The sequence below is a fragment of the Xanthobacter autotrophicus genome, assembly GCF_005871085.1.
In the GTDB taxonomy this organism is placed as follows: domain Bacteria; phylum Pseudomonadota; class Alphaproteobacteria; order Rhizobiales; family Xanthobacteraceae; genus Xanthobacter; species Xanthobacter autotrophicus.
Map to the genome: position 1 here is coordinate 125,197 of NZ_VAUP01000004.1, position 23,612 is coordinate 148,808.

The window sequence follows — 23,612 nt, forward strand, 5'->3', positions numbered from 1 at the left end:
CTTTGCGTCGGCGCTGTGCCATCAGACATCGGATCACATCATGTTCCCCCGTGCCCAAGGACGCGCGCTCCGACGCGCGCTCGGACGCGTGCTCGCGCTTGGGGCAGCGCTCGCGCTGCTTCCGGCGTTGCCGCTGCGCGCCGAGCCCGCGCATCCCTTGACCCTCACCAGCGCCCTGGCGCGTGCGCTTGCCGCCAATCCGCGCCTCACCGCGGCAGAGCGGGATATCGGCATGGCGAGCGGCCGCGATCGGCAGGCCGCCGCCCTGCCGAACCCGAACCTGTCGCTGGAGGTGGACAACGCTTTCGGCTCAAACAGTTACCAGGGCCTCGACCTCGCCGAGCAGACGCTCCAGATCAGCCAGCTCGTCGAGCTGGGCGGCAAGCGCGAGGCGCGCATGGCCGCGGCCGGCGCCGGCACCAGTGTCGCGCGCTGGGAGCGGGAGGCGACGCGCCTCCAGGTGTTGGCTGAGACCACAGCCGCCTTCGCCTCCGTGCTGGGCGCCCAGCAGCGGATGCACGTGCTGCAGACCCAGGCGGACGCCATCGCGCGGCTCCATCCGCTGCTCCAACAGCGGGTGGAAACCGGCGCCTCGTCTCCAGCCGAGATCTCCCGCGCCCGCGTCGCCGGGGATTTCGCCCGGGTGGAGCTGGACCGGGCCCGGGCGGCGCTCGGCACCGCCCGGCGCGAGCTGGCGCTGCTGATGGGCCAGCCGGACGCAAAGTTCGGGCGCGTCACCGGTAACCTCCTGCGGATCCATGTCCCACCCCCGCTGCCGCGGCTCCTGAAGGAAGCGCAGGGCAACCCGCAGCTCACGCGCTTCACGGCCGTGGAAGCGCAGCGCCGTGCGGAAGTGCGCTCGGCACAGGCCAAGGCCGTGCCGGACGTGACCCTTGGCATCGGCTACCGCCACTACAACGAGACCGCCGACAGCGGCATGCGCCTTACCCTTTCGGTCCCCATTCCGATCTTCGATCGCAATGAGGGGAATATCTCGGAGGCCCGGGAAGCTCTGCTCAAGGCGGAAGCCGAGCAAGCCATCGCCCGCAGCGCCCTCGTCTCCCAGCTCGGCCGCGCCCATGACCAGCTCACGGCGGCCCATGACGAGATCGCTCTGCTGCGTGCCAGCACCATTCCCGGTGCGCGCAGTGCCTTTGAGGGCGTCGCGGAGGGCTATGGGCAGGGTCGCTATACGCTGCTGGAACTCCTCGACGCCCAGTCCTCCCTCACCGATGCCGCCCTGCGCGAGCTCGATGCGCTCGTCACCTACCACGTCGCGCTCGCGACCATCGAAGGCCTGACCGGGCGGCCGGTGCACTTCAGCAAGGGAAAAACCAGATGAGCCGCCCGGCGCGACGCGACCTTGCCATGATCCTCATCGGCCTCGTGGCCGGGGCCGGGGCGTTTTACGCCCTTTCCGATCGTCCCATGCGCCTCACCTCGGCCAGCCCGGCCGCCGAAAGCGGGCACGGGGAACAGGGGCATGAGGACAAGGGACACCCGGAAAAGGGACACGCGGAAAAGGGGCACGGCGAGGAGGGTGGCCACGGCGCAGGCGGCGTGGAGCTCGACGACACCAAGCTTGCCGCCGCCGGCATCGGCCTTGAGACCGCAGGGCCGGAAAAGCTGCGGCAGAAGCTGCGCCTGAACGGCCTCGTCCAGACCAACCAGGAAGCGGTGGTGCAGGTGACGCCGCGCTTTCCGGGCATCGTGCGCGAGATCCGCAAGCGCATCGGCGACACGGTGCAGAAGGGCGAGGTGCTGGCCGTCATCGAGAGCAACCAGTCCCTCACCACCTACGATCTGAAGGCCCCCATGGCAGGCACCGTGGTGGACCGGCAAGTGGCGCTCGGGGAATACGCCTCGGAACAGAAACCGGCCTTCGTGGTGGCGGACCTCTCCACGCTGTGGGTGGACCTGTCGGTCTATCGCCACGACTTCTCCAGGGTGCGGGTGGGCGACAAGGTGGCTGTGGATCCGGAGGATGGTGGCCCGCCCATTCTGGGCGCGGTGGCCTATGTCTCGCCCATTGGCGCCGCCGATACCCAGACGGCGCTGGCCCGCGTGGTCATTCCCAATGACGGCTTCCGGTTGCGGCCGGGCCTGTTCACGGTGGGCACCATCGCGCTCTCGGAAAAGCCGGTGGACCTCGCCGTGCGGCTCGGTGCCCTCCAGTCCGTCGAGGGACGAACCGTCGTCTTCGTGCGAAACGGCGACGCCTTCGAGCCCCGCGACGTGGAGCTGGGCGAACGCGACGGCGAATGGGCGGAGGTGAGCTTCGGCCTCGTGCCCGGGGATGTTTATGCCGCGAAGAACAGCTTCGTGGTGAAGGCCGAACTCGCCAAGGGGAGTGCCAGCCATGAGCATTGAGGCGTCCTCCGGCGTGGTCGACGACGGCCTGCGGCTCGTCACCGCCATCATCCATCCGCACCTGGAGGGGCGCGTGGTGGGCGCCCTGCACGAACTGCCCGAATTCCCCGGCTTCACCCTCACCGAGGCGCGCGGCCAGGGGCGTGGGCGCGGGGCCGGCGGCACCTATGTGGCGAGCGAATACGACCTCACCTATCAGCGCCATCTCCAGATGCAGATCGTCTGCGACGCGGCCGCCGTGGAAACGGTGATCGCAACCCTCACCCGGGCCGGGTGGACCGGGCGCCGGGGTGACGGCGTGGTCTTCGTCACGCCGGTGGAGCGCTTCTCCCGCATCCGCGAGGCGGGCGAAACCCAGGCTCAGGCGCAAGCCCGCGATCAGGAGGAGGCGCGATGATCGACGCCATCCTCGCCTTTTCCATCCGCCAGCGCTGGCTGGTGGTGATCGCCTGCCTCATCGTCGGCGCGTTCGGCGCGTGGAATTTCACGCGCCTGCCCATCGATGCGGTGCCGGACATCACCAACGTGCAGGTGCAGATCAACTCCCAGGCGCCGGGCTTCTCGCCGCTGGAGGTGGAGCAGCGCATCACCTTCCCCATCGAGACCGCCATGGGCGGCCTGCCGGGCCTGCAATATACCCGCTCGCTCTCGCGCTACGGCCTCTCCCAGGTCACCGTGGTGTTCCGCGACGGGACCGACATCTATTTCGCCCGCCAGCTCGTGAACGAGCGCATCCAGCAGGCCAAGGACCAGTTGCCCCAGGGCGTCGAGACCGCGCCCGGCCCCATCTCCACGGGCCTCGGCGAAATCTACATGTACACGGTGGAGGCGAAGCCCGGCGCGACCAAGCCCGACGGCACCTCCTTCACCCCAGCCGAGCTGCGGACCATCCAGGACTGGATCATCAAGCCGCAGCTGCGCACGGTTCCGGGCGTGGTGGAGGTGAACACCATCGGCGGCTTCGAGCGGCAGCTTCACGTGCTGCCGGACCCCGCCCGCCTGATGGCCTATGCCATCACGTTCCGCGACGTGATGGCGGCGCTCGCCGCCAACAACGCGAATGTGGGCGCGGGCTATATCGAGCGCAACGGCGAGCAGTATCTGGTGCGCACGCCCGGCCAGGTGGCGGACGCGGCTCAGATCAGCGATATCGTCATCAGCACCAAGGGGGGCACCCCCCTCCGCATCGGCGACGTGGCCGACGTGCGGGAGGGCCGCGACCTGCGCACCGGCGCCGCGACGCTGAACGGTGAGGAGGTGGTGCTCGGCACCACCATGCTGCTGATCGGCGAGAACAGCCGCACGGTGGCCCAGCGCGTCGCCACGCGATTGCAGGAGATCTCCCGCTCGCTGCCCGAGGGGGTCATCGCCCGGGCCGTCTACGACCGCTCCCACCTCGTGGAGGCCACCATCGCCACGGTGGAGAAGAACCTCTTAGAGGGCGCGCTCTTCGTGGTGGTGGTGCTGTTCGTGCTGCTCGGCAATTTCCGTGCGGCGCTGGTGACCGCCTGCGTCATCCCGCTCGCCATGATGCTCACCATCACCGGCATGGTGGAGAACAAGGTGAGCGCCAACCTCATGAGCCTTGGCGCCATCGACTTCGGCATCATCATCGACGGCGCGGTGATCATCGTCGAGAACTGCCTGCGCCTGCTCGCCGTCGAGCAGCACCGCCGCGGCCGCCTGCTGACGCGGGCCGAGCGCTTCGAGACCATCCTCGCCGGCGCTAAGGAAGTGATCCGACCGAGCCTGTTCGGCACCATGATCATCGCGGTGGTCTATTTGCCGGTCCTCACCCTCACCGGGGTCGAGGGCAAGATGTTCACCCCCATGGCCGTCACGGTGCTGATGGCCCTTGGCGCGGCGGCCCTGTTCTCCATGACGTTCGTGCCGGCGGCGGTGGCGCTCCTCGTCACCGGCAAGGTGTCGGAGCACGAGAACTTCATCATGCGGGCGGCCCGGCGCATCTACACGCCGCTGCTCGACGCCGCCATCAACTACCGCGCCCTCGTGGCGGTGGGGGCGGGGGCGCTCGTCATCGCCTCCGGGCTCGCGGCCGCGCGCATGGGCGGAGAGTTCATCCCGAGCCTCGACGAGGGCGACGCCGCCATCCAGGCCCTGCGGGTGCCGGGCACCAGCCTCACCCAGTCGCTGGAGATGCAGCAGGCGCTGGAGAAGAGTCTGCTCAATGTGCCGGAGGTGAGAGAGGTGTTCGCCCGCACCGGCACGGCGGAGGTGGCGACCGACCCCATGCCGCCCTCCATCTCCGACGGCTACGTGATGCTGAAGCCGCGTGCAGAGTGGCCGGACCCGAAGAAGTCGAAGTCGGAGGTGATGGAGAACATCGAGAAGGCGGCCGAGCAGGTGGCGGGCAGCAATTACGAGCTGTCCCAGCCGATCCAGCTGCGCTTCAACGAGCTGATCTCCGGCATCCGCTCCGACGTGGGCGTGAAGATCTTCGGCGATGACCTCGACGTGCTGCTTCGGGTGGCCGGGCAGGTCGAGGGCGTCATCCGGACCATTCCGGGCGCGGCAGACGTAAAGACCGAGCAGGTCTCGGGCCTGCCGGTGCTGACCGTCACCCTGAACCGTCCGGTGATGGCGCGCTACGGCGTGAGCGTCGCGGAGGTGCAGGAGCTCATCGAGATTGCGGTGGGTGGGCGCAGCGCCGGCGTCCTGTTCGAGGGCGACCGTCGCTTCGACATCATCGTCCGCCTGCCGGAGGACCTGCGGACCGACATCGAGGCCTTGCGCGCGCTCCCCATCCCGCTGCCGCCCGCGACAGGGGCCGACAAGCCGCTGCGGGCGGCCTGGACACCAACCGCGACGGCGCAGATCCGGTATGTGCCACTTTCCGCCATTGCCACGCTCACCATCGCCCCCGGCCCCAACCAGATCAGTCGGGAAGACGGCAAGCGCCGCATCGTGGTGAGCGCCAACGTGCGTGAACGCGACCTCGGTTCCTTCGTGTCGCAGGCCCAGCGGCAGGTGGCCGAAACCGTGAAGCTGCCTGAGGGCTACTGGATCGGCTGGGGGGGCCAGTTTGAACAGCTGGTTTCCGCGACCCAGCGGCTCGCCATCGTGGTGCCCGTCGCGCTGCTGCTCATCTTCCTGCTGCTGTTCATGAGCTTCGGATCGGTGGCGGATGCGCTGCTTGTGTTCTCCGGTGTGCCGCTGGCGCTCACCGGGGGCATCGCGGCGCTCATCCTGCGGGACCTGCCGCTGTCCATCAGCGCCGGCATCGGCTTCATCGCGCTGTCGGGCGTGGCGGTGCTGAACGGCCTCGTCATCATCGCCTTCATCCAGCGCCTGCGGGAGGACGGGCAGGAGATCGCCGCCGCCGTGCGCGAAGGCGCTCTGACCCGCCTAAGGCCGGTCCTGATGACAGCGCTGGTCGCCTCGCTCGGCTTCGTACCCATGGCCGTCGCCACCGGGCCCGGGGCGGAGGTGCAGAGGCCGCTCGCCACCGTGGTCATCGGCGGCATCATCTCCTCCACCATCCTCACGCTGCTCGTGCTGCCTGCGCTCTACGTGCTGTTTCGGCGCGAGACCAGGCGTGTGCGCCCCGAGGCCTTCGCCACATCGGCGGAAGCCGCACCCCACTGACCCCGAAGACGGAGACCCCATATGCTCAAGTGCCTGCTCGTCTCCTGCAGCCTGTTCGCCGCCGCCCCGGCTCTGGCCCAGCACGCCCATGGCGCCCAGAAGGGCCCGAACGGCGGCCCCATGGAGGATATCGCCGGTGTTCATGCCGAACTGGTGGTCGCGGGCGAGAGCCTGACTTTCCACGTGCTCGACGAGGCGGGAAAACCGGTCGACACCACCGGCTTCACCGGTTCCGCCATGCTGGTTTCCGGTCCCGACCGCAAGACCATCCAGCTCGCCGCTGGGGGGCCGGCGCTGGTTGGCAAAGCCCCGGCGCCGGTCGCCAAGGGAAGCGCCATCACCCTGCTCATCAGGACCGCTGCCGGCAAGTCCGGGCAGGCGAAGTTCACGGCGCCGTAAAGGGGAACAATGTGAAATCGACAGTTCTGAACGCGCTTGTCCGCGGCGCCCTGTGCGCGCTGGCTCTTGGTGTCGCATCGCCGGCCCTGGCGCTTGATCCGCAACCGAAAACCTATCGAGAGAAGCAGCGGCACGACTTCCGCGACGCGCAACTGGGGCTCGGCCACCCCCCGCCCCACGGCCGGAGCACGCCGGTCAACGCGGAGCGGACGCGCAACGACACGCCCGCCCCGCGCCCTCCAGATGCACCACGATGAGTCCGCGATCGATCCCGGTGGCCTCGCGGAGGAAGCGGGGGTGTGAAGCCTCCTCGCGGAGCCCTGCCGTGCCGTCTGCGGGTCATGGGGGCGGCCTGTCCCCTGCGTCCCGGCTTCCGGCGCCGGGCGTCAGCGGCACACCGGGGCGGGCGGACCTGATGGCCTCCGACGCCAGTTGGCGCCGCCGCGCCATTGAAATCGGATGCGGCGATACTTCATCTCTTTTCGCCACATCCTGAATTCAAAGCGGGTGAGACCGACATATGAAGATTTTAATTGTCTCCGCAGCGTGTATATTCATTGCCATGAATGCCGCTTACATGGGGGTCGTGTCAGCCGCAGGAGGCTCGCCGGCCCCGCCAACGCCCGCCGATCTGCGGGCGCAGGCCACCAGTCACCTGAAATTCCTGTATGGGATGTATTTTGCCATCCGAGGCTGCACGGAAGCGTTTCAGGAGCAGTCCGAGCCCGCTTTCAAGCCAACCGTCAGTCTCTCGGAGGCCCAGCAGGTTCTGCGTGCCGCGGACGCGTCCGCCCGCTCGGTCGGGGTCGATGTGGATCAGGCCTGGCTTGAAATGAGTTCCATCGGCCAGGCTGCCGGAGAGGCCTTGAAGCAGAAAACGCCGGACAATTTCCGTAAATGCCAGCAAAGCGGCATGTTTTTCAGAACGACCACATCCAGGCTTCAGATGGCAATTGCCCAACTCCAAGGAAAAATCCCGTTAATCCAGAAGGATTTTTGAGCGCCCCCCACGCAAAAAAGTACCAGGGACGCAAGGCGCACGATCCCACGCGGGCCGCGAGAGTGGCACCGTCCGAAGGGATCGCAACTGCCAGGTGGACGTGACCCAGAAGCACGTCTCATCTTGAGGGACCATAGACGATGACCGAAAAGCTGCGCCTGGACATTCCGATCCTGCTGCCGAACGTGCCCGATGCCGCCGATTCCTGTGTCACCCGGTTGATCGGCGAGTTGCAGGGGCGCGAGGGCATAGAGCAGGTCCACGTCACCGCCAGCGCGCCGGTGCAGCTTTGCGTCCATTACGATCCGGCGGTGGTGACCCTGCCCCGCATCCGTGAGCTTGCGCTGAGTGTCGGCGCCCGCATCACCGAGCGGTTCGGCCACGTGTTGTGGCAGGTCGACGGGATCAGCCATGAACGCCGTGCGCGCACCGTCGCCGAGAGCCTGCGCGGGCTGCCGGGCGTGATGGAGGCCGAGGCCAGCGCCTCGGGCATGGTGCGCGTCGAGTTCGACCGTGGGATCGCCTCGGAGCAGGCGATCCGGGACGCGCTGGCGGGAATGGGGGTAGCGCAGGCCCGTTCCGCCGCTGCGCGGGAACCGGGGGATGCTCACGCCGGCCATGATCACGGGGACGGCCACGACCATGGCCACGACCACGGGGCCGGGACACACGCCCACGCCGAGGGCGCACATGATCACGCCCATGGTGGCTTCCTCGGACCGAATACCGAGCTGATCTTCTCGCTGGCCTGTGGCGCAATGCTTGGGATCGGCTTCGCCATCGAGCGGCTGGTTTCCGAAGCACCCGGCTGGCTGCCCGTCGCCTGCTTTGTCGCGGCATACGTCTTCGGCGGCTTCTACACGGTGCGCGAGGCGGTTGATAATCTTCGCCTGCGCAAGTTCGAGATCGACACGCTGATGCTGGTGGCCGCCGCCGGCGCGGCAGCCCTCGGCGCCTTCGCGGAGGGCGCGCTGCTGCTCTTCCTGTTCAGTCTCGGACACGCGCTGGAACACTACGCCATGGGCCGGGCCAGGCAGGCCATCGAGGCCCTTGCGGAACTCGCCCCGCGCACCGCCACGGTGCGGCGCGGCGGCGAAACCCACGAGGTGCCTGTGGAGGAGCTGCGGGTGGGGGACATCGTGGTCGTGCGCCCCAACGCACGGCTGCCGGCTGATGGCTTCCTGGTGAAAGGCTCCTCGGCCATCAACCAGGCGCCGGTCACCGGCGAGAGCATCCCGGTGGACAAGTCCCCGGTGGAGGACGCGGCGGCGGCGCGCGCCAGGCCCGATACGGTGGGCTCATCCTCCCGCGTCTTCGCGGGAACCATCAATGGCGCGGGAGCCATCGAGGTGGAGGTGACGCGCCTGTCCAGCGACACGGCGCTGGCCAAGGTGGTGAAGATGGTGAACGAGGCTGAGACGCAGAAGTCCCAGACTCAGCGCTTCACCGAAAAGTTCGAACGGATCTTCGTGCCGGTGGTTCTGATCCTCGCTGTGGCGCTGCTGTTCGCGTTTGTGGTCATCGATGAGCCGTTCAGCGCCAGCTTCTATCGCGCCATGGCGGTGCTGGTGGCGGCCAGCCCCTGCGCCCTTGCTATCGCCACCCCGAGCGCGGTGCTCTCCGGCGTGGCGCGGGCGGCGCGCGGCGGCGTGCTGGTGAAGGGCGGCGGGCCGCTGGAGAACCTGGGCTCGCTCAAGGCCATCGCCTTCGACAAGACGGGAACGCTCACCGAGGGCACGCCGCGCATCACCGATGTCGTGCCGGCCGAGGGTGTCTCGGAAGGCGAGCTTCTCGCCGTGGCGGTGGCCGTGGAGGCCCTCAGCGACCATCCCCTCGCCGCCGCCATCGCCCGCGACGGACGCGCGCGGCTGGGCGATCGCGCGGTTCCCGAGGCGAGTGATCTCAGGAGCTTCACCGGGCGGGGGGTTACCGCCACGGTCGCCGGCCAGCCGGTGTGGATTGGCAAGACCGAGATGTTCGGCGCCGACGGGATTGCGCCTCTCGGCGCGGCCATGGCGAGCGCCATCGAAACCCTGCGCGAGGGCGGGCGAACCACGATGGTGGTTCGGCGCGGCAACAGGGACCTCGGGGCGATCGGGTTGATGGATACGCCGCGCGCCACCGCGCGCATTGCGCTCCAGCGGCTCCGCGCTCTCGGCATCACGCGGATGATCATGATCTCCGGCGATCACCAGAAGGTGGCGGATGCCATCGCCCGGGAGGTGGGGCTGGACGAGGCATGGGGCAACCTGATGCCGGAGGACAAGGTCCAGGCGATCCAGAAGCTGCGGGACGAGGCCAAGGTCGCCATGGTGGGTGACGGGGTGAACGACGCGCCCGCCATGGCGCACGCCACCGTTGGCATTGCCATGGGCGCGGCGGGCTCCGACGTGGCGCTTGAGACCGCCGACGTCGCCCTCATGGCCGACGACCTGCTGCACCTGCCCTTCGCGGTGGGGCTGAGCCGCCACAGCCGCTCCATCATCCTGCAGAACGTGCTCATCAGCCTTGGGGTGGTGGCGCTTCTGGTGCCGGCGACGATCCTGGGCCTCGGCATCGGCCCGGCGGTCGCGGCGCATGAAGGATCGACCCTGGTGGTGGTCTTCAACGCGCTGCGCCTGCTGGCCTATCGTGATCGGCAGGACTGACCCCGGCCGAGGGCGGCCGCGACGAGGAATGACCGCGACCGTCAAACGGTACAACCGGCTGCAGCACAGCAACCGGTTGAAGGCATGCCCGGATCTTGCGGGCAAGGCCGATCCCCGCATGGCCGCCCCTGTCCGAGACGGTTCCCGATCCGCAGAGAGCTGACGGCGCCAGGGCGCGCGTCAGATGGATCGGGTGAGGCCGCCATCCACGCGGAGGTTCTGGCCCGTGATGTAGCCCGCCCCATCGGAGGCGAGGAAGGCGACGGTCGCGGCGATCTCCTGGCTCGTGCCATAGCGCTGCATGGGCACGCTGTCCCGGCGCTCCTCGGTGGCGGGCAGGCTGTCGATCCAGCCGGGGAGGATGTTGTTCATCCGCACGTTGTCGGGGGCGTAGGTGTCGGCGAAGATCTTGGTGAAGGCGGCAAGGCCGGCCCGGAATACGGCGGAGGTGGGAAACATGGCGGTGGGCTCGAATGCCCATGCCGAGGAAATATTGATGATCACGCCCCACTTCTGCGCCTGCATCACGGGGGTGACGAGGCGCGTCGGGCGGATCACATTCATCAGATAGACGTCGAGCCCGGTGTGCCACTGGTCATCGCTGATCTCCAGCACCGGTGCCCTCGGTCCATGGCCAGCGCTGTTCACCAGCACGTCGATGCGGCCCCAGCGTTCCAGCGCCTCATCGACAAGGCGCTTTAGGTCGTCGTTCGACTGGTTGGAGCCGGTCAGGCCAAACCCGCCCAGGTCCTGCGCGAGCGCCTCGCCTTTCCCGGACGATGACAGGATGCCCACCTTGAAGCCGTCCCCTGCGAGCCGTCGGGCGGCTTCCGCCCCCATGCCGCTGCCGCCTGCCGTGACCAGCGCGACCTTGTCTCCCGCCATGGCCTCTTCTCCCATTGGATGGTGTTTGTGATGCCGGAGCGCATGTTTCCCGAACCGGGCAGGGATGTCATGCGCCCCTTTCTGTCGGATTGGCTTGAAGGCCGTGCAAGGGGTTGCAGCGACCGGACGGGCGAGGCGACGCCCGAGTTCAGGCGAGCGCTTTGCCCTCCGGTGGCTGGACCTGGATGACCTTCAGCGCGTGGCGGCGGCCGTCACGAGCCGTCCAGCAGATGGACTGGCCTTCGGAGAGGCCGATCAGGGCGGCACCGATGGGCGTCATTACCGAGACCCTGGCGGCGGCGATGTCGGCGTCTTCCGGGTAGACCAGCGTCACGGTACGAGTGGTGCCACCCGCTTCGTAGGTCACTTTGGAGCCCATCCGCACGGCGGTGGCGGGAACACGGGCGATAGGCACCACGCGGGCCCTGTCCAACTCGGCGAGCAGCTCTTCGGCCACGTCGGGGATGCGGTCGAGCGCGGCCGTGGCGAGGTTGGCGAGGCGCTCGTGATCCGGATGGCTCAGAACGAGGGCGGGCAGGCGGGGGGACCTGGATGAGGAGTTGGATTGCTTTTTCATCATGATTAGCGTCTTCGCAGGACTGCCTGGCATCGCGCGGCCACGGTTGAGCGGTGGCACGGGCAAGGCTTGGGGAATGGGAGAGCGTTGGAGCGCCGTCATCGTGTGCCGTGGTGGCACACGGCGAGACATCATCACCCCGGCGCTCGGGGCGCGGGGGCCGAGCGCGGGGCTACTGTCCTGCGATGGGGCAGGGGCGGCGGAGGGTGTGGGTCGTCGCGCTCATGGGCGGATCACAGCCCGTCGGCTTACCTTATGTCAAGTGCTGCGGACGGTGAGCCGTTTGGCGGGACGCAACCGGTTGCACGGAAACGAACAGGGAAGCGCTGCCCGGGCAGCAGGGCGACTTTGCGGGAGCCGCGTTGTATGCTCGCCGGTCTTGGCCAACCTGGATCCCGTTCAGCATGTCCGTCGCCTTTACGCGCGAAAACGACCTCGAAGCGACCGCAGCCGACCTCCCGGACCGGCCGATCTCGCCCCATGCAAATCTGGTGACGCCCACAGGGATGGCGGCGCTGGATGCGGCCCTGGGCGAGGCGCGGGCCGCCTATGCGCAGGCGCAGACCGGTGATGTGCAGGCCGACCGGATGGCCATGGCGCGGGCGACCCGCGACCTGCGCTACTACAGCGCCCGGCGGGCCAGCGCCCAGCTGGTCGAAGCTGTTGCCCATCCCCGGTCGGTCCAGTTCGGGACCACCGTCACCATCGACCGCGAGGATGGCCGCCGCCAGGTGTTTCGCATCGTCGGCGAGGACGAGGCCGACCCGGCCAAGGGCTCGGTGTCCTATGTCTCGCCGCTGGCGAAGGCCCTGATGAGCAAGGTCGTGGGGGATGTGGCGATGGTGGCCGGCCGTGAGGTGGAGGTGCTGGAGATCGCTTGATGCGCACTTTCAGCAGTGCACCGTTCGTCTGCCGCACGGGTTCTGCAACCTGCGCCTCGTGCGTCCCTTTCTGGCGATGATAAATCTGAGCCATCCCATTGTGGGAGCAAAACTGCCGAAACCCCGCGGCTCCCACCCCCGCCGGCAGGAAGCGGGCGTGCCAGCCCGAGCGGCCGAGACAGAAGGGGCCTTTGATCTGGGGGAAGGTCCGGATCAAGCGAGATCGCAACCCTCTCGGAAACGCCAGACAAGCGCCACGGCGGGCCGCACTGAAGGGAGCCTGCGCCGACCTCACGCCGGCTCGTCCCGCCGGTCAGGAACGCCGCCGAGGCGAATGGATGCCGGCCCCTCCGCGCCGCGCGCGGGGGGGGCATTCAGTCTATTCCAGCCTTATTTTTCCTCGATGGAGATGCCGCTTTTGCCGATACTGATCTCGATGCCGGAGGGCTTCTGCCGCTCCTTGTAGAGCTGGTATCCGACGACGGCGACGGCGAGCACGAGTGCGCCGATGGCAAGGTAGAGAATATTCCGGTTCATCGCGTTCGACCTTGGTGACGGGACAGTCTGTTGTGGTGCCGGAGGCGGGCGGGTCGGCCTTGCCAGGGTGAGTAGTTTCCGACCCTGCTCTTTCTTCCTTCCAGCGTGCAACCTGCAGGCGGTGCGGTTCCCCCGCCGCGGCATACCGCGATCGCGCCCTGCCGGCGGCGGTGTTCTGCCGCCGGTGGATTTCCGGCCGCATCAACCGGGAGGCGCCCAATGGTGTTCATGCATGGAACTTTGGCGGAGCTTGTCGCGCTCGGACGGACGTTCCGGCGGGTGGGCTGCCATATGGCCCCGGGATACTGCGCATGATACTGCGGATCCTTATCGTCGAGGACGATTTCATGATCGGGACTCATCTCGCCGAGATGCTCGAGGACCTGGGCCATGAGGTGTGTGCCGTCGAATCGACGGAGGCCGAGGCCGTCGCGGCCGCCGATCGCTGCCGGCCGGACCTCCTGATCGTGGACGCCTGGCTTCGGGAAGGCAGCGGCATTTCGGCGGTCGAGACCATCTGTCGAAGCCGGCAGGTGCCCCACGTCTTCGTCAGCGGCGATGCGGCGAGCGTCAAGGCGGTCCTGCCGGCAGCCGTTGTGGTGGAGAAGCCATTTCGGCCAGAAGTCCTCACCCGCGCCATCCAGCGCATGATCGACAACATGCCGCCGCCCTGAACAGAGCGGCGGCCCGCAGGCGCGCGGGTCAGCCATATGCAAGGCTGCTCCCGCCTGATCTCTTCCGGTTCTCAATGCGTCAGAGATGAAGCCCCTGGAGCCCGCCCAGGAGCCACAGCACGACGATGATGAGCAGGATCAGGCCGAGTACGCCCCCGAGCCCGCGACCGCCATAGCGGTTGAAGCCGTAATAGCCTCCGCCGCCGAACAGCAGAATAAGAACCACGATCAAAAGTATTGTGCTCACGTTCCGGCCTCCTTGACTTATTTTCGACTGACGGAACTCTTCCGGATATGTCCGGCCCGGCAGTCTTCAGGCCGCGCGAAGCGGCAGGCGGATCACTTGCGCAGATACGCTGCATCGACCACATTCTAGCTCCGCGAGAGCACGGCGGCAGGCTCGGAAACTACTCAGCTTCGCAGCACAGCCTGGGCACCTCGCCGACACCCGGTCTCGCCGCCATCCCGGCGCGACGAAGGAGCCTCTGAAGGCCCTTCCGGATTTCACATGCGCCAAGTGAAGGGCGTTGTGCTTCAAGGTGCGGGCGGCCTCATGGAAAGAGGCCGCCTCGGCAGCGTTTCCACCCCGGCAGACGTGGTCGACGTCAGGTGAAGGGTTCGCCGGTCGCCGTCCAGGCTGCGGCGAGCGCGATGCGGGCAAGGGCTGGCAGCGACTTGGCGCCGGTTTTCTTCATGATGGCCGCGCGGTGGTTCTCGACGGTGCGCTGGCTTATGCCGAGGTCTGCGGCGATGTTCTTGCTGGGATGCCCGGCGAGCACCAGGTCTAGGATCTCGCGTTGGCGATGCGTCAGTGTCGACAATTGTTCGGCGGCTGCCGCGCGCCATACCGGCCGCGTCTCCGCGTCGTGCCCCTGGTCGAGGGCTTGTTTGACGCAGGCGAGCAATTCCCTGCGGCCCACCGGCTTCTCGATGAAGTCAAAGGCGCCGGCCTTCATGGCCTCGACCGCCATGCGGACATCGCTGTTGCCGGTGATCATGATGGCCGGCATGCCATGACCGGTCGCATGGAGCCGTTGCAGCAGCTCCAGCCCCTTCATGCCGGGCAGATAGGCATCGACGAGCAGACAGCCGTCACGACCTGGGCCGAAGGCTTCGAGGAAGGCTTCGCAACTGTCGTAATCCTCGACTGTCCGGCCGTCCTCCTCCAGCACGCTGCGCATGCTCTGCCGGACCGGATCATCATCGTCGACGATGAAGATGACTGGCGAAGCCGCCGGCGCGTGTTCCCCGCCCGCGGATGGGACGTCCGGCGCGACGGGTAGCGGCTGCGTGGAAAGCTGGCCCTGGATAACGCGGATCAGATCCTCCGCCTTAACCGGCTTGTTGAGCTGTACGCAGTCGTGAGCCGCGATGGCGCGCAGGGCGCTCGTCGATATGTCTCCGGTCACGATAACCACGGGGATGCGCCAGCGCAGCTTGGCGCGGAGGCGTGTTGCGGCATCGAGACCCGTCATGCCGTTGGGCAGATTGTAGTCCGCCAGGATGAGTTCGGGCCGGATGGCGTTGCGCTCCACCAAGGTGAGCGCGGCGTCGCCGTCGGGCGCGACCGTCACGGCGTGTCCTTCGGTCGTGAGCAGGAGCTTGAGCAGGGAGCGGACGTCGGGATCGTCCTCGATCACGAGAACCGCGGCCTTCCGGCTCGTGGCATCTTTGCCGGTGACCGTGACGGGGCCGAGGGCGGACGCATCGTGACGCGTCGCAGACGCAGGAGAGAGTTTGACGTCGATCGAGAAGACCGAGCCATGGCCGGGACGCGATCGCACATGGACAGGATGACCGAGCAGCAGGCCGAGCCGCTGCACGATGGAGAGGCCCAGCCCAAGGCCCAGGTTGCGCTCGCGGGCCGCGTTGTTGAGCTGGTGGTATTCGTCGAAGATGGCACGCAGCTCGGTCTGGGGAATGCCTATTCCCGTGTCCCACACCTCGATGCGCAACCACGGCCCATGCCGGCGGCAGCCCACCAGCACGCGGCCGCGCAGGGTGTATTTCAGCGCATTCGAGATGAGGTTGCGCAGCATCTGCTCCAGCAGGCGCGGATCGCTTTCCACTGAAAGGCCGCAGGCGATCACGCTCAGGCTCAGCTTTTTGCCGCGCGCGTGATACGTCAGCTCCTCCCGCATGCGATCGAGCAGATCGTTGATGGCGAAGCTCGTTATGTCCGCCTTTATGGTGCCGGCCTCGATCTGGTTGATGTCCAGCAGTGCATTCAGCATGCCGGACATGGCGCTGATGGTCTCATCCAGGCGCGTGACCAGCCGCTCCGCCTTCTCGCCCTCCGCCACCTTCGCCAGAAGCCCCTGAAGTAGGACCAGCGATTGCAGGGGCTGGCGCAGATCGTGGCTCGCGGCGGCCAGGAAGCGGGACTTGGCGCTGTTCGCCAGTTCCGCGTCCCGCTTCGCGGTTTCGAGCGCGTCGGCGGCCCGGCGGCGTTCGGTGACATCGACGAAGGTGATGACCACGCCGTCGACGCCGCCGTCCTGGGTCCGGTAGGGCAGAATGCGGCGAACATACCAAGCCCCGTCGCTGGTCTCGATTTCCCGCTCCTGCGCCGTTTGACCCGCAAGCACGGCCTTTATGTCAGAGGTCAGCGTCCCGTCGGCGGCCAGCGAGCGGAGGTCCGACAGAGGCCGTCCCACGTCGCCCGGAATGACGCTGAAGAGCGCGCGCGTTGCCGGGGTGAAGAAGCGGATCTTCAGCTCCATGTCGAGGAACAGGGTTGCCACGTCGGTGCTGTAAAGCACGTTCTGCAGGTCACTCGACGTGGTGCGCTGCCGCTCCAGCGTTTCCTGGAGCTGGCCGTTGAGGGCTGTCAGCTCCTCGTTAAGGGATTGCAGTTCTTCCTTGGAAGCCAGAAGCTCCTCGTTTGTGGACTGAAACTCCTCGTTGACCGACAGCGCCTCCTCATTGACCGCCTTCTGCTCCTCGCTGGACAATTCGAGATTGCGGATGGCGCTCTCAAGTTCCGTGCGCGTGGACTGGAGCTCCTGCTCCAGCTCGACCACGCGCGATACATTGCGCGCCGGGAGCGGTCGCTCGGGCGAGGCCCCGGGCGTGGCGGCATTGAGGAAACAGACCAGCAGCAGTTCCTCGCCTTCGCTCTGCAACGGGTGCACGGCGATGCTGAAGGGGAGGGGCTTGCCGTCCCCGCGCGTCCGGCCGCCCGTCACGACCACGCGCTTCTTCTCCTGGCTCGCCTGCTGGATCGCGGCCCGGAGCTTGGTGCGGACGCCCTCCCGGGCCATGGAGAGCAGGTCGTGGGTCGGGTGGCCCGGCGCGAGCCGCAGATAGGGATCGGTCGAGCCGAGGGAATAGAGGCATTCGTAAGTACGGTTGATCAAAACCGCGGCCGGCGCATAGGCCTCCAGGACGGCCTGCCGGCAGAGTTCGGCGAGGGCGGCCTGGCGCGACGGCGTCGCAATCCTGGCTGGGCGCAAAGGGCGGAGCACGCCATCGGACGAGCCGACCTGGAAGGACAGCGTTCCTGTTCGGCGCTGTCCGACGCGCCGGTAAAGCCGGACCGGCTTGGAGACCACATCGAACCTGCAGTCGGCTTGGCCCACCTCTTCGGAGGTGCCGAGCAGGAGAAGGCCGTCGTCGAGAAGCGCGAAATGGAACAGGGAAATGACCTTGGCCTGCGCCTCGGGAGACAGATAGATCAGCAGGTTGCGGCAAGAAATCAGGTCGAGGCGTGAGAAGGGCGGGTCCGCCAGCACGTTCTGCACGGTAAATACCACCGCGGCGCGCAGGTCCGCCGCGATCCTGAAGCCTCCCGCGTCCTTCATGAAAAAGCGTTCGAGCCGTTCGGGAGAGACGCTCTGCGCAATCGCCTCGGGATAGAAGCCTTCCCTCGCCTTTGCGACGGCATCGGGATCGACATCCGAGGCGAACACCTGCAACTGGATGTTGCGCCTGAGTGCCCCGATCGCTTCGAAGACCAGCATGGCCAGGGAATAGGCTTCCTCGCCCGTGCTGCACGCGGGCACCCATATGCGCAGGGGGTGGCTTGGGGGATGGGCGCGCACCAGATCGGGAATGATCTTGTCTGCGAGAAAGGCGAAGACCTCGGGGTCGCGGAAGAACTCGGTGACGTTGATGAGCAGATCCTTGGTGAGGAGGTCCAGTTCCGTAGGGTCCTTTCGCAACAGGTCGAGGTATCGCTCCATGTCCTCGGCGCCCATGGCTGCCAGGGCCATGCGCCGTTCGGTCCGGCGTTGCAGCGTTCCGGGCTTGTAGAGGGTGAAGTCGAACGCCGTGCTCGACCGCAAAAGATCAACGATTTGCACCAAAGCGGCGTTCATGGGGGGGTGGGCCGGCTGCCGGGTGCGGGTGAGCAAGGCTTCGGGGATCTTCTCCACGGGCAGCACAACATTCACAGCGCCGGCGGCGATCGCGCTGCGCGGCATGCCGTCGTAGTCGGCCTCCTCCGGATCCTGCGCGACGGTGAAGCCGCCGTTCTCCTTTACCGCCTTGAGGCCCGCGCTGCCGTCGGTCCCGGTTCCCGAGAGGACCACGCCGATGGCGTTGGAGCCGTACTCGGCGGCCAGCGACTTCAGCAGGAAGTCGAACGGCAGTCGCGCCCCATGGGGCGCCGCAGGCGCGGAGAGGCGCAGCTGGCCGCCATTGACCGACAGGTAGAAGCCGGGCGGGATGACATAAAGATGATCCGGCTCCACCGGCATGCCATCGGCCACCTGCTGCACCACCATGGAGGTGTGCGGGGCGAGCAGATCCGCCATCAGGCTTTTATGGGTCGGATCAAGGTGCAGGACCAGTATGAGCGCCATTCCGTGATCGGCGGGAAGCGCGGCAAGCAGTTTCTTGCAGGCATCGAGCCCACCGGCCGAAGCGCCGACGCCGATGACGTGGAACTGCCGGGACCCGCGCGAGGGCTTTCCCGTCTCCAAGGGACGCCCCCGTGATCGTGGCGCGGTCGATGTGGTCGCACGCACAGGCAGCTTCGGCATGTTCCTCATCTAACCGGCACTATAGACCCTTGCATGCCCACTCTAATTCATTCTGTCATGATTTGTGAAATTTCGTGTATTTCGCGCGCTGATGCCTTGGTTTTCATCAACAAAAAGCGTCGTGCAGTCCCTCGTGAAATTGCGATCGAGGTGCGCAGTCAAGGTCGTGTACAACGGCCAGTTCGTCCAAGTCGTACCCGACAACATCATGATGACATTATCTTTTCTTAAAAGAATATTGTTGGCATTGGACGTTATATGTCATCAATCGCGGTTCTGGATCGTCCCGTTCAGGATCGGACGGCCCCGTTTGGGGCAGATCGAGCATGATGCGGATTGAAGCGGGCGCCGCCAGGGAAATCCCCGGACCGGATGAACGGCGCAGGACACGCCAAAAAGCGGTGAAGCCTTTCAAGGCCAATCTTGCCCATGCCAACGCCGCTTCTGAGCGCTGCCGACACCTTCAGGACCATCGCCCCCACGCACTTGAATCGCTGCTGGCTCCTAAAAAACGATCCACTCGGCAATTAAATCAATTCAAATAATCACCAGCAGGCGATCCCAAAATCTCAGAGGGGTCGGCGGTGCTGACATCGTCCGTGGCAGCCAAATCTTGCGATACTTACGACGACCCCGAACCTCACCGGGATGCCGGTCCGAAGATGAGCGCGGCTTTCTTGCGATGTCGCGTGACGTTGCCCCTTCTTCCTCATTGAGGGGACCTCATGCGAAGCCCAAAACGGTCATACAAGAATGCACGCGGCCCGAACCGAAACTGAAAGCCGCCATCGATCGGTGCCACGTCCGTTGGCTCTGCTTGTACCTCCACGTCGCCCACAAGATGGCTGGCAAGCACCAACCGTTCCACAAGGGGTGGGCCGGCACCGTGCGTTCGGCTACGGCATGCTGCTGCTCTCGCCACCGGAGGCGTGAATGCTGCCCGGACGCCTCGGACTCGAGACGGCGCGGCTGCCGCACTCCGATCGCCACGGCCTTGTCAGCCTCGACCGGGGAAGGCTGGCGGTCGAAGAGGGCTGTCTCACCTTCGACTGCGCCGGGGGCGGCGTGACGCCGGCGGGACGCTATGGTCTGCCCCGCATCAATTCGTTTCGCTTGTCGTGCTGGGCCCCGGATCGAGCGTCAGCCACGACGTGCCGCGCCTCCTCGCCCGGCACGGAGTGGGGCTGGTGGCGACCGGCGAGGACGGCGTGCGCTTCTATACCGCGCAACCGCTGTTGCCAGACTTCTCCCACCTCGCCCGCGCCAACCGGTTGCAACGGCAATGCCGCGAGAACGATGAGTACGGCAACGCCCCTACGGAACGCCCAAGGGGGCGATTTTCTCCATCTCCACCGCCAGTCCCGGCAGTATCACATCAGTCGCGCCGTATTTCCGGTGCACGTCGGCCGAAGCGTGCCCGAGAATATATTCGCGAGCCTCGTCGCCGACCTGATAGCGCTGGGCCAGGGCCTTCAGCAGGTGGCGCAGTTGGGGGAGATGCCCTTGCGCTTGATGCCGACGTTCTCCGAGCGCACCCAGCGGCTCATATAAGAACTGGCGGAACTGCCGAATAGCTGCCCCTCGGGCGCCGCCTTGAGCCGGTCCATGAAGCCTTCGTCGACGATGGCGGGGTGGACTGGAATGACCCGCTCGCTGGACCTCGTCTTGAGGGAGCAGGGCTTCCGTGGCCCTGAGAATGTCCCGGCCGTCGTTCAGTTGCAGCATGCTCTCTTGTGCGGCTGCCTTGGCGATGCCCTGTCCGACACCGACGCGGGGGTGTCGTCAGTCGTGCCGCCGGCGCGCTTCGCCCGCGCCTCCGCGAACAGGGCGTCGGCCTTCACCGACTCGACGTGTGACAGGCGCAAGGCCTCGCGGTAGCTGACCGCGCCGAGGCTTTTCCAGATTTCCCGCTTGTCGATGATCGCTCGCAGCTCCTCCGGCACGAACGCCCGGAAGGTCCAGCGGCGCCCGAGCCGAAACAGCCTCGAAGGCTTGCGATCGTTCAAGATTTGCAATGGGTTGGAATGGTGCTGCGAGAGAGGATTGAATTCAAAAATGAACGCGATAAGCTATTGAAAACAATGAAAGAAAAATTGCGAGCGGAGGTATTTTGGACGCTTGGGCGGACAGGTTTTGGACAATCAACAAAATCGTACGTGAAATATTCTGGATAGAATGACGTAGGTACATAAACTATGTCGCCCTACCGTAGCCATGATTGGAAATCGTAATATCCGAACTTATCGTATCTTTATCAAACAAAACGGATTGTTTCTCAAATTTACTAAGCATAAAAGTCCTGACCGTTTGGTGGAAATTGTCATCATGCAAGGTTTTGTAGGTACAACATACGATAGCTATTAAAGCGAACATTTGATTCGAATCGGAGTCAACAAGTTCAAAACTTGGACACCATGTCCTAACATATGTATCTCCCGGCATCACCAGACGTGATGAATATGGTTCTTCATAGCAAAGAGATTTTACGAAATCTTCAATTAGAGGTATTGTGGAATTCTTGTAATCTAAAAGCTTAACATATGTAGTAACGTCGAGGGCGGGCGTCCTTCCAATATTTGAAATTTTAACATTGAATGTCATGCTGATTGATTTTTCGTTAAAAGAAAAATCCTCAATATTAAGTACTTCATTTAATATCCACGCACGTTGATCCGATATTAATTGTTTTCTCGTAATTTCAGCTTGCTCAGAGGCGGATTTTGCCGCTCTTGATGCAGCAAGGGCGGCCCATCCGGAAAATAGAATGGATACCGTGGTTCCGAGTGTTGAGATATATGTTGCTATCTCTTCCGAGTTCATTCCAGTTCCATTGAAATATGCCTGACGTGAGGCCGGTCGGGGGTCGCATCGGTGAAAATAAGAGCGGCGGCGAATGTCGCCCGCTTAATTCTAAAGATATGGTTCATCTCCACAAGCGCGTCTGCATTCCGGATATCTGGTGGACATGAAACAAATGGGGAACATATTCAAGCTGAAAAAGGCGGCACCGGGTGAGGGTGCCGCCTTTCATGCCGTGTAGCCGATGGGCGATGCCTATGGGTTGTCGGAGTCCTCTCCAAAGAATGCCTGAACCATTGCCCGATTGTCGACGTTGTGCCGGATCTCTTTCGAAGCGCCGCCCTTCCCCCTGTTCAATAACGCATTCGTCGCCGCGCGGGCCTCTGCGTCGGACGCCGTCCGCCGCTTTTCGGCCGGAGAATCTTCCCAATGGGGAATGCGGAAGTTCTCCGGCCTGTAGTGAGCCCCGGCAACGCCAAGCGCGCTTTCCATCACCACACAACAAAACTCAGTGCCGGTGAGGTGGTTAGCCATTCGAAGTACGGCATCGCGAGTGATTATGTGACGATGCGCTTCGATAAAATCAATACATGCTTCCACAAGCGGCATGCGTTGGGTGTCCACTAATCCAGATGCTTCGTTCCCATTCGGCGGGGTTGAGCTGCCGATCAGGCGAGCTTCCAGAGCATTAAGATCTTCACAATACGTAGTCATAGACTTTTTACCTCCTAGTTGGGAGGCCTCCTATTAATCACACATTTCAACGGAAAGCTTTAGGCGCCTGTAGGCAGTTTTTGATGTTTCAAGCATCAAAATAGGCGTCTTAAACATCAATGATCGTTGTGGACGCCTGAACGCGCGATGGCGCCTTGATGCGAATGGTGGGCTTCAGCGCGAATTCGCGGGCGAGGTCGGCCAGGAGGGCTTCAAACTCCGCGTCGTCCAGCGGCTCGACGGTCGCCCGCAGGCGCTCGTTCTCGGCACGCAATTGCGCGATTTCCAAACGCATGAGCGCGAAATCACGGCGCTCTTGAATGGTCATCCTCATAAATACATCTCCGTGTTGTGAAACTGAATCGTGTGGCTGGTCTTAAATGCGGTAGGTGCCGCGCCACGACTCCATGTCGCGGTGCATGCTCGCGTTCTCGACCTTCGAGTCGTCCAGGGTGATGTGCCGCTGATCGGCGAGGCCCTCGCTGATCGTGCCTTCCAGATCGGCGACGATATCGTCATCCATTTCCGGCGCATCGTCGGCGGGCGGCTCTGGTTCGGAGGTGGCTGGCGCCTCTTCGGCGCAGAGGGCCGCCATCTCCGCATCGAAGACGGCAACGTCGTCATCCGTCACGGGAGGGGGAGGGGGCACGAAAGCCGGAAGAGGGGCGGGGGCTTTCTCGGCGACCTTCACGCGCGCACGGTGCTCTTGCTGGTAGTGGCGCCAGCGCTGGCGACGTTCTTCGGGTGAGAGGCGGGAGAGTCGGCGCGCCTGACGCTCACGGTCCTTTGCGCGCCGATGCTCGATTGTTACGACCATATGCACCTCGGGTGCGGGGGCCACACGGTGCAGCCCCTTCGCGAGTCGCTATAGCGGCGAGGTCGTCCTTCACGCTCAGATTGCGTTCACGGTTTCGTGAGCGTGAGTGACGGTCATTCACGCTGTCAGTCACGCCGTGAATGACTGTCAGTCACGGTCATTCACGCTGTCATTCACGTGGGGCGAGGGGTTGCAGCGGTGCCACCACGCCCACGCCACGTCCGGAATGATCCCCTTGGGCCAGATGTCGGCGCGTTCGCCAAGCGCAAGGATGATCTCGTCACGGTCAATCCGGCCGGTGCGGGGGTCTGGTTTGAGAAACGAGAGAAATTCGACAATATTATTGTAAGAAACGTCGTCGATGTACGCAGCCATATCGGCACCTCCATTGGATGCCGGAACATGACACGGAAACAAAACAAAGAACATAGAAAAGATGTAAGTCAGTTTTGACTGATCTTTACCGGATAGCCAGAAGCCGGAAGCTATATCGCTATAAAACAGGAACAGAATAAGCAGGGAAAGCCGGTGGCGGGTGTTTTGGGGGCGGTGAGTGTTCGGGGCTTCAGATTTAGAAACGCCCGTGTACGCCCTCCGGAAGAGATTTTCATAGCCGGGGAGTGAGGGCGGTGAAAATCGGTAACGCTTTCCAGGAATCTATAAGACTCTTTGATTCTTAGAATCTTATATACATAGGAGAAAAGCGTTACAGATTTTCAC

At 65.0% G+C, this 23,612-nt stretch carries 22 protein-coding genes; 10 read left to right on the top strand and 12 right to left on the bottom strand.

Annotated elements, in window-relative coordinates; genetic code table 11:
* The first annotated feature begins 40 nt into the window (after positions 1–40).
* From FBQ73_RS01620 to FBQ73_RS01650, 7 genes are all read left to right on the top strand, one after another.
* Positions 41–1,342: a TolC family protein gene (locus FBQ73_RS01620; RefSeq protein WP_138397775.1), complete on the top strand. Its 1,302-nt coding sequence runs from the start codon at positions 41–43 to the stop codon at positions 1,340–1,342.
* On the top strand, positions 1,339–2,370 hold the full coding sequence (gene ihpB, locus FBQ73_RS01625; RefSeq protein ID WP_138397776.1) for a divalent metal ion exporter adaptor subunit IhpB: 1,032 nt from the start codon (positions 1,339–1,341) through the stop codon (positions 2,368–2,370). The genes FBQ73_RS01620 and ihpB overlap by 4 nt, the downstream gene beginning before the upstream one ends.
* Positions 2,360–2,767, top strand: a complete 408-nt coding sequence (locus tag FBQ73_RS01630) for a P-II family nitrogen regulator (RefSeq protein ID WP_138397777.1) — start codon at positions 2,360–2,362, stop codon at positions 2,765–2,767. Before ihpB ends, FBQ73_RS01630 begins: the two co-directional genes overlap by 11 nt.
* Positions 2,764–5,976 carry an efflux RND transporter permease subunit gene (locus FBQ73_RS01635; RefSeq protein ID WP_138397778.1) on the top strand — a complete coding sequence of 1,071 codons (3,213 nt, stop codon included), beginning with the start codon at positions 2,764–2,766 and terminating at the stop codon, positions 5,974–5,976. Before FBQ73_RS01630 ends, FBQ73_RS01635 begins: the two co-directional genes overlap by 4 nt.
* Before the next feature lie 21 nt (positions 5,977–5,997).
* Entirely contained in the window at positions 5,998–6,375 is a 378-nt protein-coding gene (locus FBQ73_RS01640; RefSeq protein ID WP_138397779.1) for a hypothetical protein, read from the top strand.
* Positions 6,376–6,895: 520 nt separating this feature from the next.
* Positions 6,896–7,375 (top strand): DUF4345 domain-containing protein, encoded by a 480-nt coding sequence (locus FBQ73_RS01645; protein ID WP_246089508.1) that lies wholly within the window; start codon positions 6,896–6,898, stop codon positions 7,373–7,375.
* Between the two features lie 140 nt (positions 7,376–7,515).
* Positions 7,516–10,023 carry a heavy metal translocating P-type ATPase gene (locus tag FBQ73_RS01650; RefSeq protein ID WP_138397780.1) on the top strand — a complete coding sequence of 836 codons (2,508 nt, stop codon included), beginning with the start codon at positions 7,516–7,518 and terminating at the stop codon, positions 10,021–10,023.
* A gap of 180 nt (positions 10,024–10,203) precedes the next feature.
* On the opposite strand, the gene FBQ73_RS01655 is transcribed toward FBQ73_RS01650, so the two are convergent.
* Positions 10,204–10,908: an SDR family oxidoreductase gene (locus FBQ73_RS01655; protein WP_138397781.1), complete on the bottom strand. Its 705-nt coding sequence runs from the start codon at positions 10,906–10,908 to the stop codon at positions 10,204–10,206.
* Between the two features lie 148 nt (positions 10,909–11,056).
* Positions 11,057–11,488 carry a nucleoside diphosphate kinase regulator gene (rnk, locus tag FBQ73_RS01660; protein ID WP_138397782.1) on the bottom strand — a complete coding sequence of 144 codons (432 nt, stop codon included), beginning with the start codon at positions 11,486–11,488 and terminating at the stop codon, positions 11,057–11,059.
* A gap of 401 nt (positions 11,489–11,889) precedes the next feature.
* Here rnk and greA point away from each other — a divergent pair, with 401 nt between their 5' ends.
* Positions 11,890–12,366 (top strand): transcription elongation factor GreA, encoded by a 477-nt coding sequence (gene greA / locus FBQ73_RS01665; protein ID WP_138397783.1) that lies wholly within the window; start codon positions 11,890–11,892, stop codon positions 12,364–12,366.
* Positions 12,367–12,756: 390 nt separating this feature from the next.
* Here the strand turns inward: greA and FBQ73_RS22655 are convergent, their stop codons facing one another.
* On the bottom strand, positions 12,757–12,903 hold the full coding sequence (locus FBQ73_RS22655) for a hypothetical protein (RefSeq protein WP_170218706.1): 147 nt from the start codon (positions 12,901–12,903) through the stop codon (positions 12,757–12,759).
* A gap of 311 nt (positions 12,904–13,214) precedes the next feature.
* On the opposite strand from FBQ73_RS22655, the gene FBQ73_RS01670 reads away from it, so the two are divergent.
* Positions 13,215–13,577 (top strand): response regulator, encoded by a 363-nt coding sequence (locus tag FBQ73_RS01670; RefSeq protein ID WP_138397784.1) that lies wholly within the window; start codon positions 13,215–13,217, stop codon positions 13,575–13,577.
* 79 nt (positions 13,578–13,656) lie between these two features.
* On the opposite strand, the gene FBQ73_RS01675 is transcribed toward FBQ73_RS01670, so the two are convergent.
* Both FBQ73_RS01675 and FBQ73_RS01680 read right to left on the bottom strand, forming a co-directional pair.
* Positions 13,657–13,824: a DUF3309 family protein gene (locus FBQ73_RS01675; RefSeq protein ID WP_138397785.1), complete on the bottom strand. Its 168-nt coding sequence runs from the start codon at positions 13,822–13,824 to the stop codon at positions 13,657–13,659.
* A 358-nt stretch (positions 13,825–14,182) separates the two neighbouring features.
* Positions 14,183–18,502: a chemotaxis protein CheB gene (locus tag FBQ73_RS01680; RefSeq protein ID WP_246089509.1), complete on the bottom strand. Its 4,320-nt coding sequence runs from the start codon at positions 18,500–18,502 to the stop codon at positions 14,183–14,185.
* A gap of 386 nt (positions 18,503–18,888) precedes the next feature.
* On the opposite strand from FBQ73_RS01680, the gene FBQ73_RS01685 reads away from it, so the two are divergent.
* Entirely contained in the window at positions 18,889–19,107 is a 219-nt protein-coding gene (locus tag FBQ73_RS01685) for a hypothetical protein (RefSeq protein ID WP_138397787.1), read from the top strand.
* 927 nt (positions 19,108–20,034) lie between these two features.
* Here the strand turns inward: FBQ73_RS01685 and FBQ73_RS23340 are convergent.
* The 7 genes from FBQ73_RS23340 to FBQ73_RS01720 form a co-directional block, all read right to left on the bottom strand.
* The gene (locus tag FBQ73_RS23340) at positions 20,035–20,169 is read right to left on the bottom strand and encodes a hypothetical protein (protein WP_281278774.1); all 135 of its coding nucleotides are present in this window, start codon (positions 20,167–20,169) and stop codon (positions 20,035–20,037) included.
* A gap of 105 nt (positions 20,170–20,274) precedes the next feature.
* The gene (locus FBQ73_RS01695) at positions 20,275–20,568 is read right to left on the bottom strand and encodes a DUF6538 domain-containing protein (RefSeq protein WP_138397788.1); all 294 of its coding nucleotides are present in this window, start codon (positions 20,566–20,568) and stop codon (positions 20,275–20,277) included.
* 187 nt (positions 20,569–20,755) lie between these two features.
* On the bottom strand, positions 20,756–21,382 hold the full coding sequence (locus tag FBQ73_RS01700) for a hypothetical protein (protein WP_138397789.1): 627 nt from the start codon (positions 21,380–21,382) through the stop codon (positions 20,756–20,758).
* A 234-nt stretch (positions 21,383–21,616) separates the two neighbouring features.
* A complete protein-coding gene (locus FBQ73_RS01705) occupies positions 21,617–22,075 on the bottom strand; it encodes a hypothetical protein (protein ID WP_138397790.1) in 459 nt (152 codons plus the stop codon).
* Positions 22,076–22,184: 109 nt separating this feature from the next.
* The gene (locus FBQ73_RS01710; protein ID WP_138397791.1) at positions 22,185–22,403 is read right to left on the bottom strand and encodes a hypothetical protein; all 219 of its coding nucleotides are present in this window, start codon (positions 22,401–22,403) and stop codon (positions 22,185–22,187) included.
* 48 nt (positions 22,404–22,451) lie between these two features.
* Complete coding sequence (locus FBQ73_RS01715; RefSeq protein ID WP_138397792.1) at positions 22,452–22,892, bottom strand: hypothetical protein; 441 nt, start codon at positions 22,890–22,892, stop codon at positions 22,452–22,454.
* Between the two features lie 147 nt (positions 22,893–23,039).
* Positions 23,040–23,267, bottom strand: coding sequence for a hypothetical protein (locus FBQ73_RS01720; RefSeq protein WP_138397793.1), 228 nt, complete (start codon positions 23,265–23,267; stop codon positions 23,040–23,042).
* Positions 23,268–23,612 lie beyond the last annotated feature (345 nt).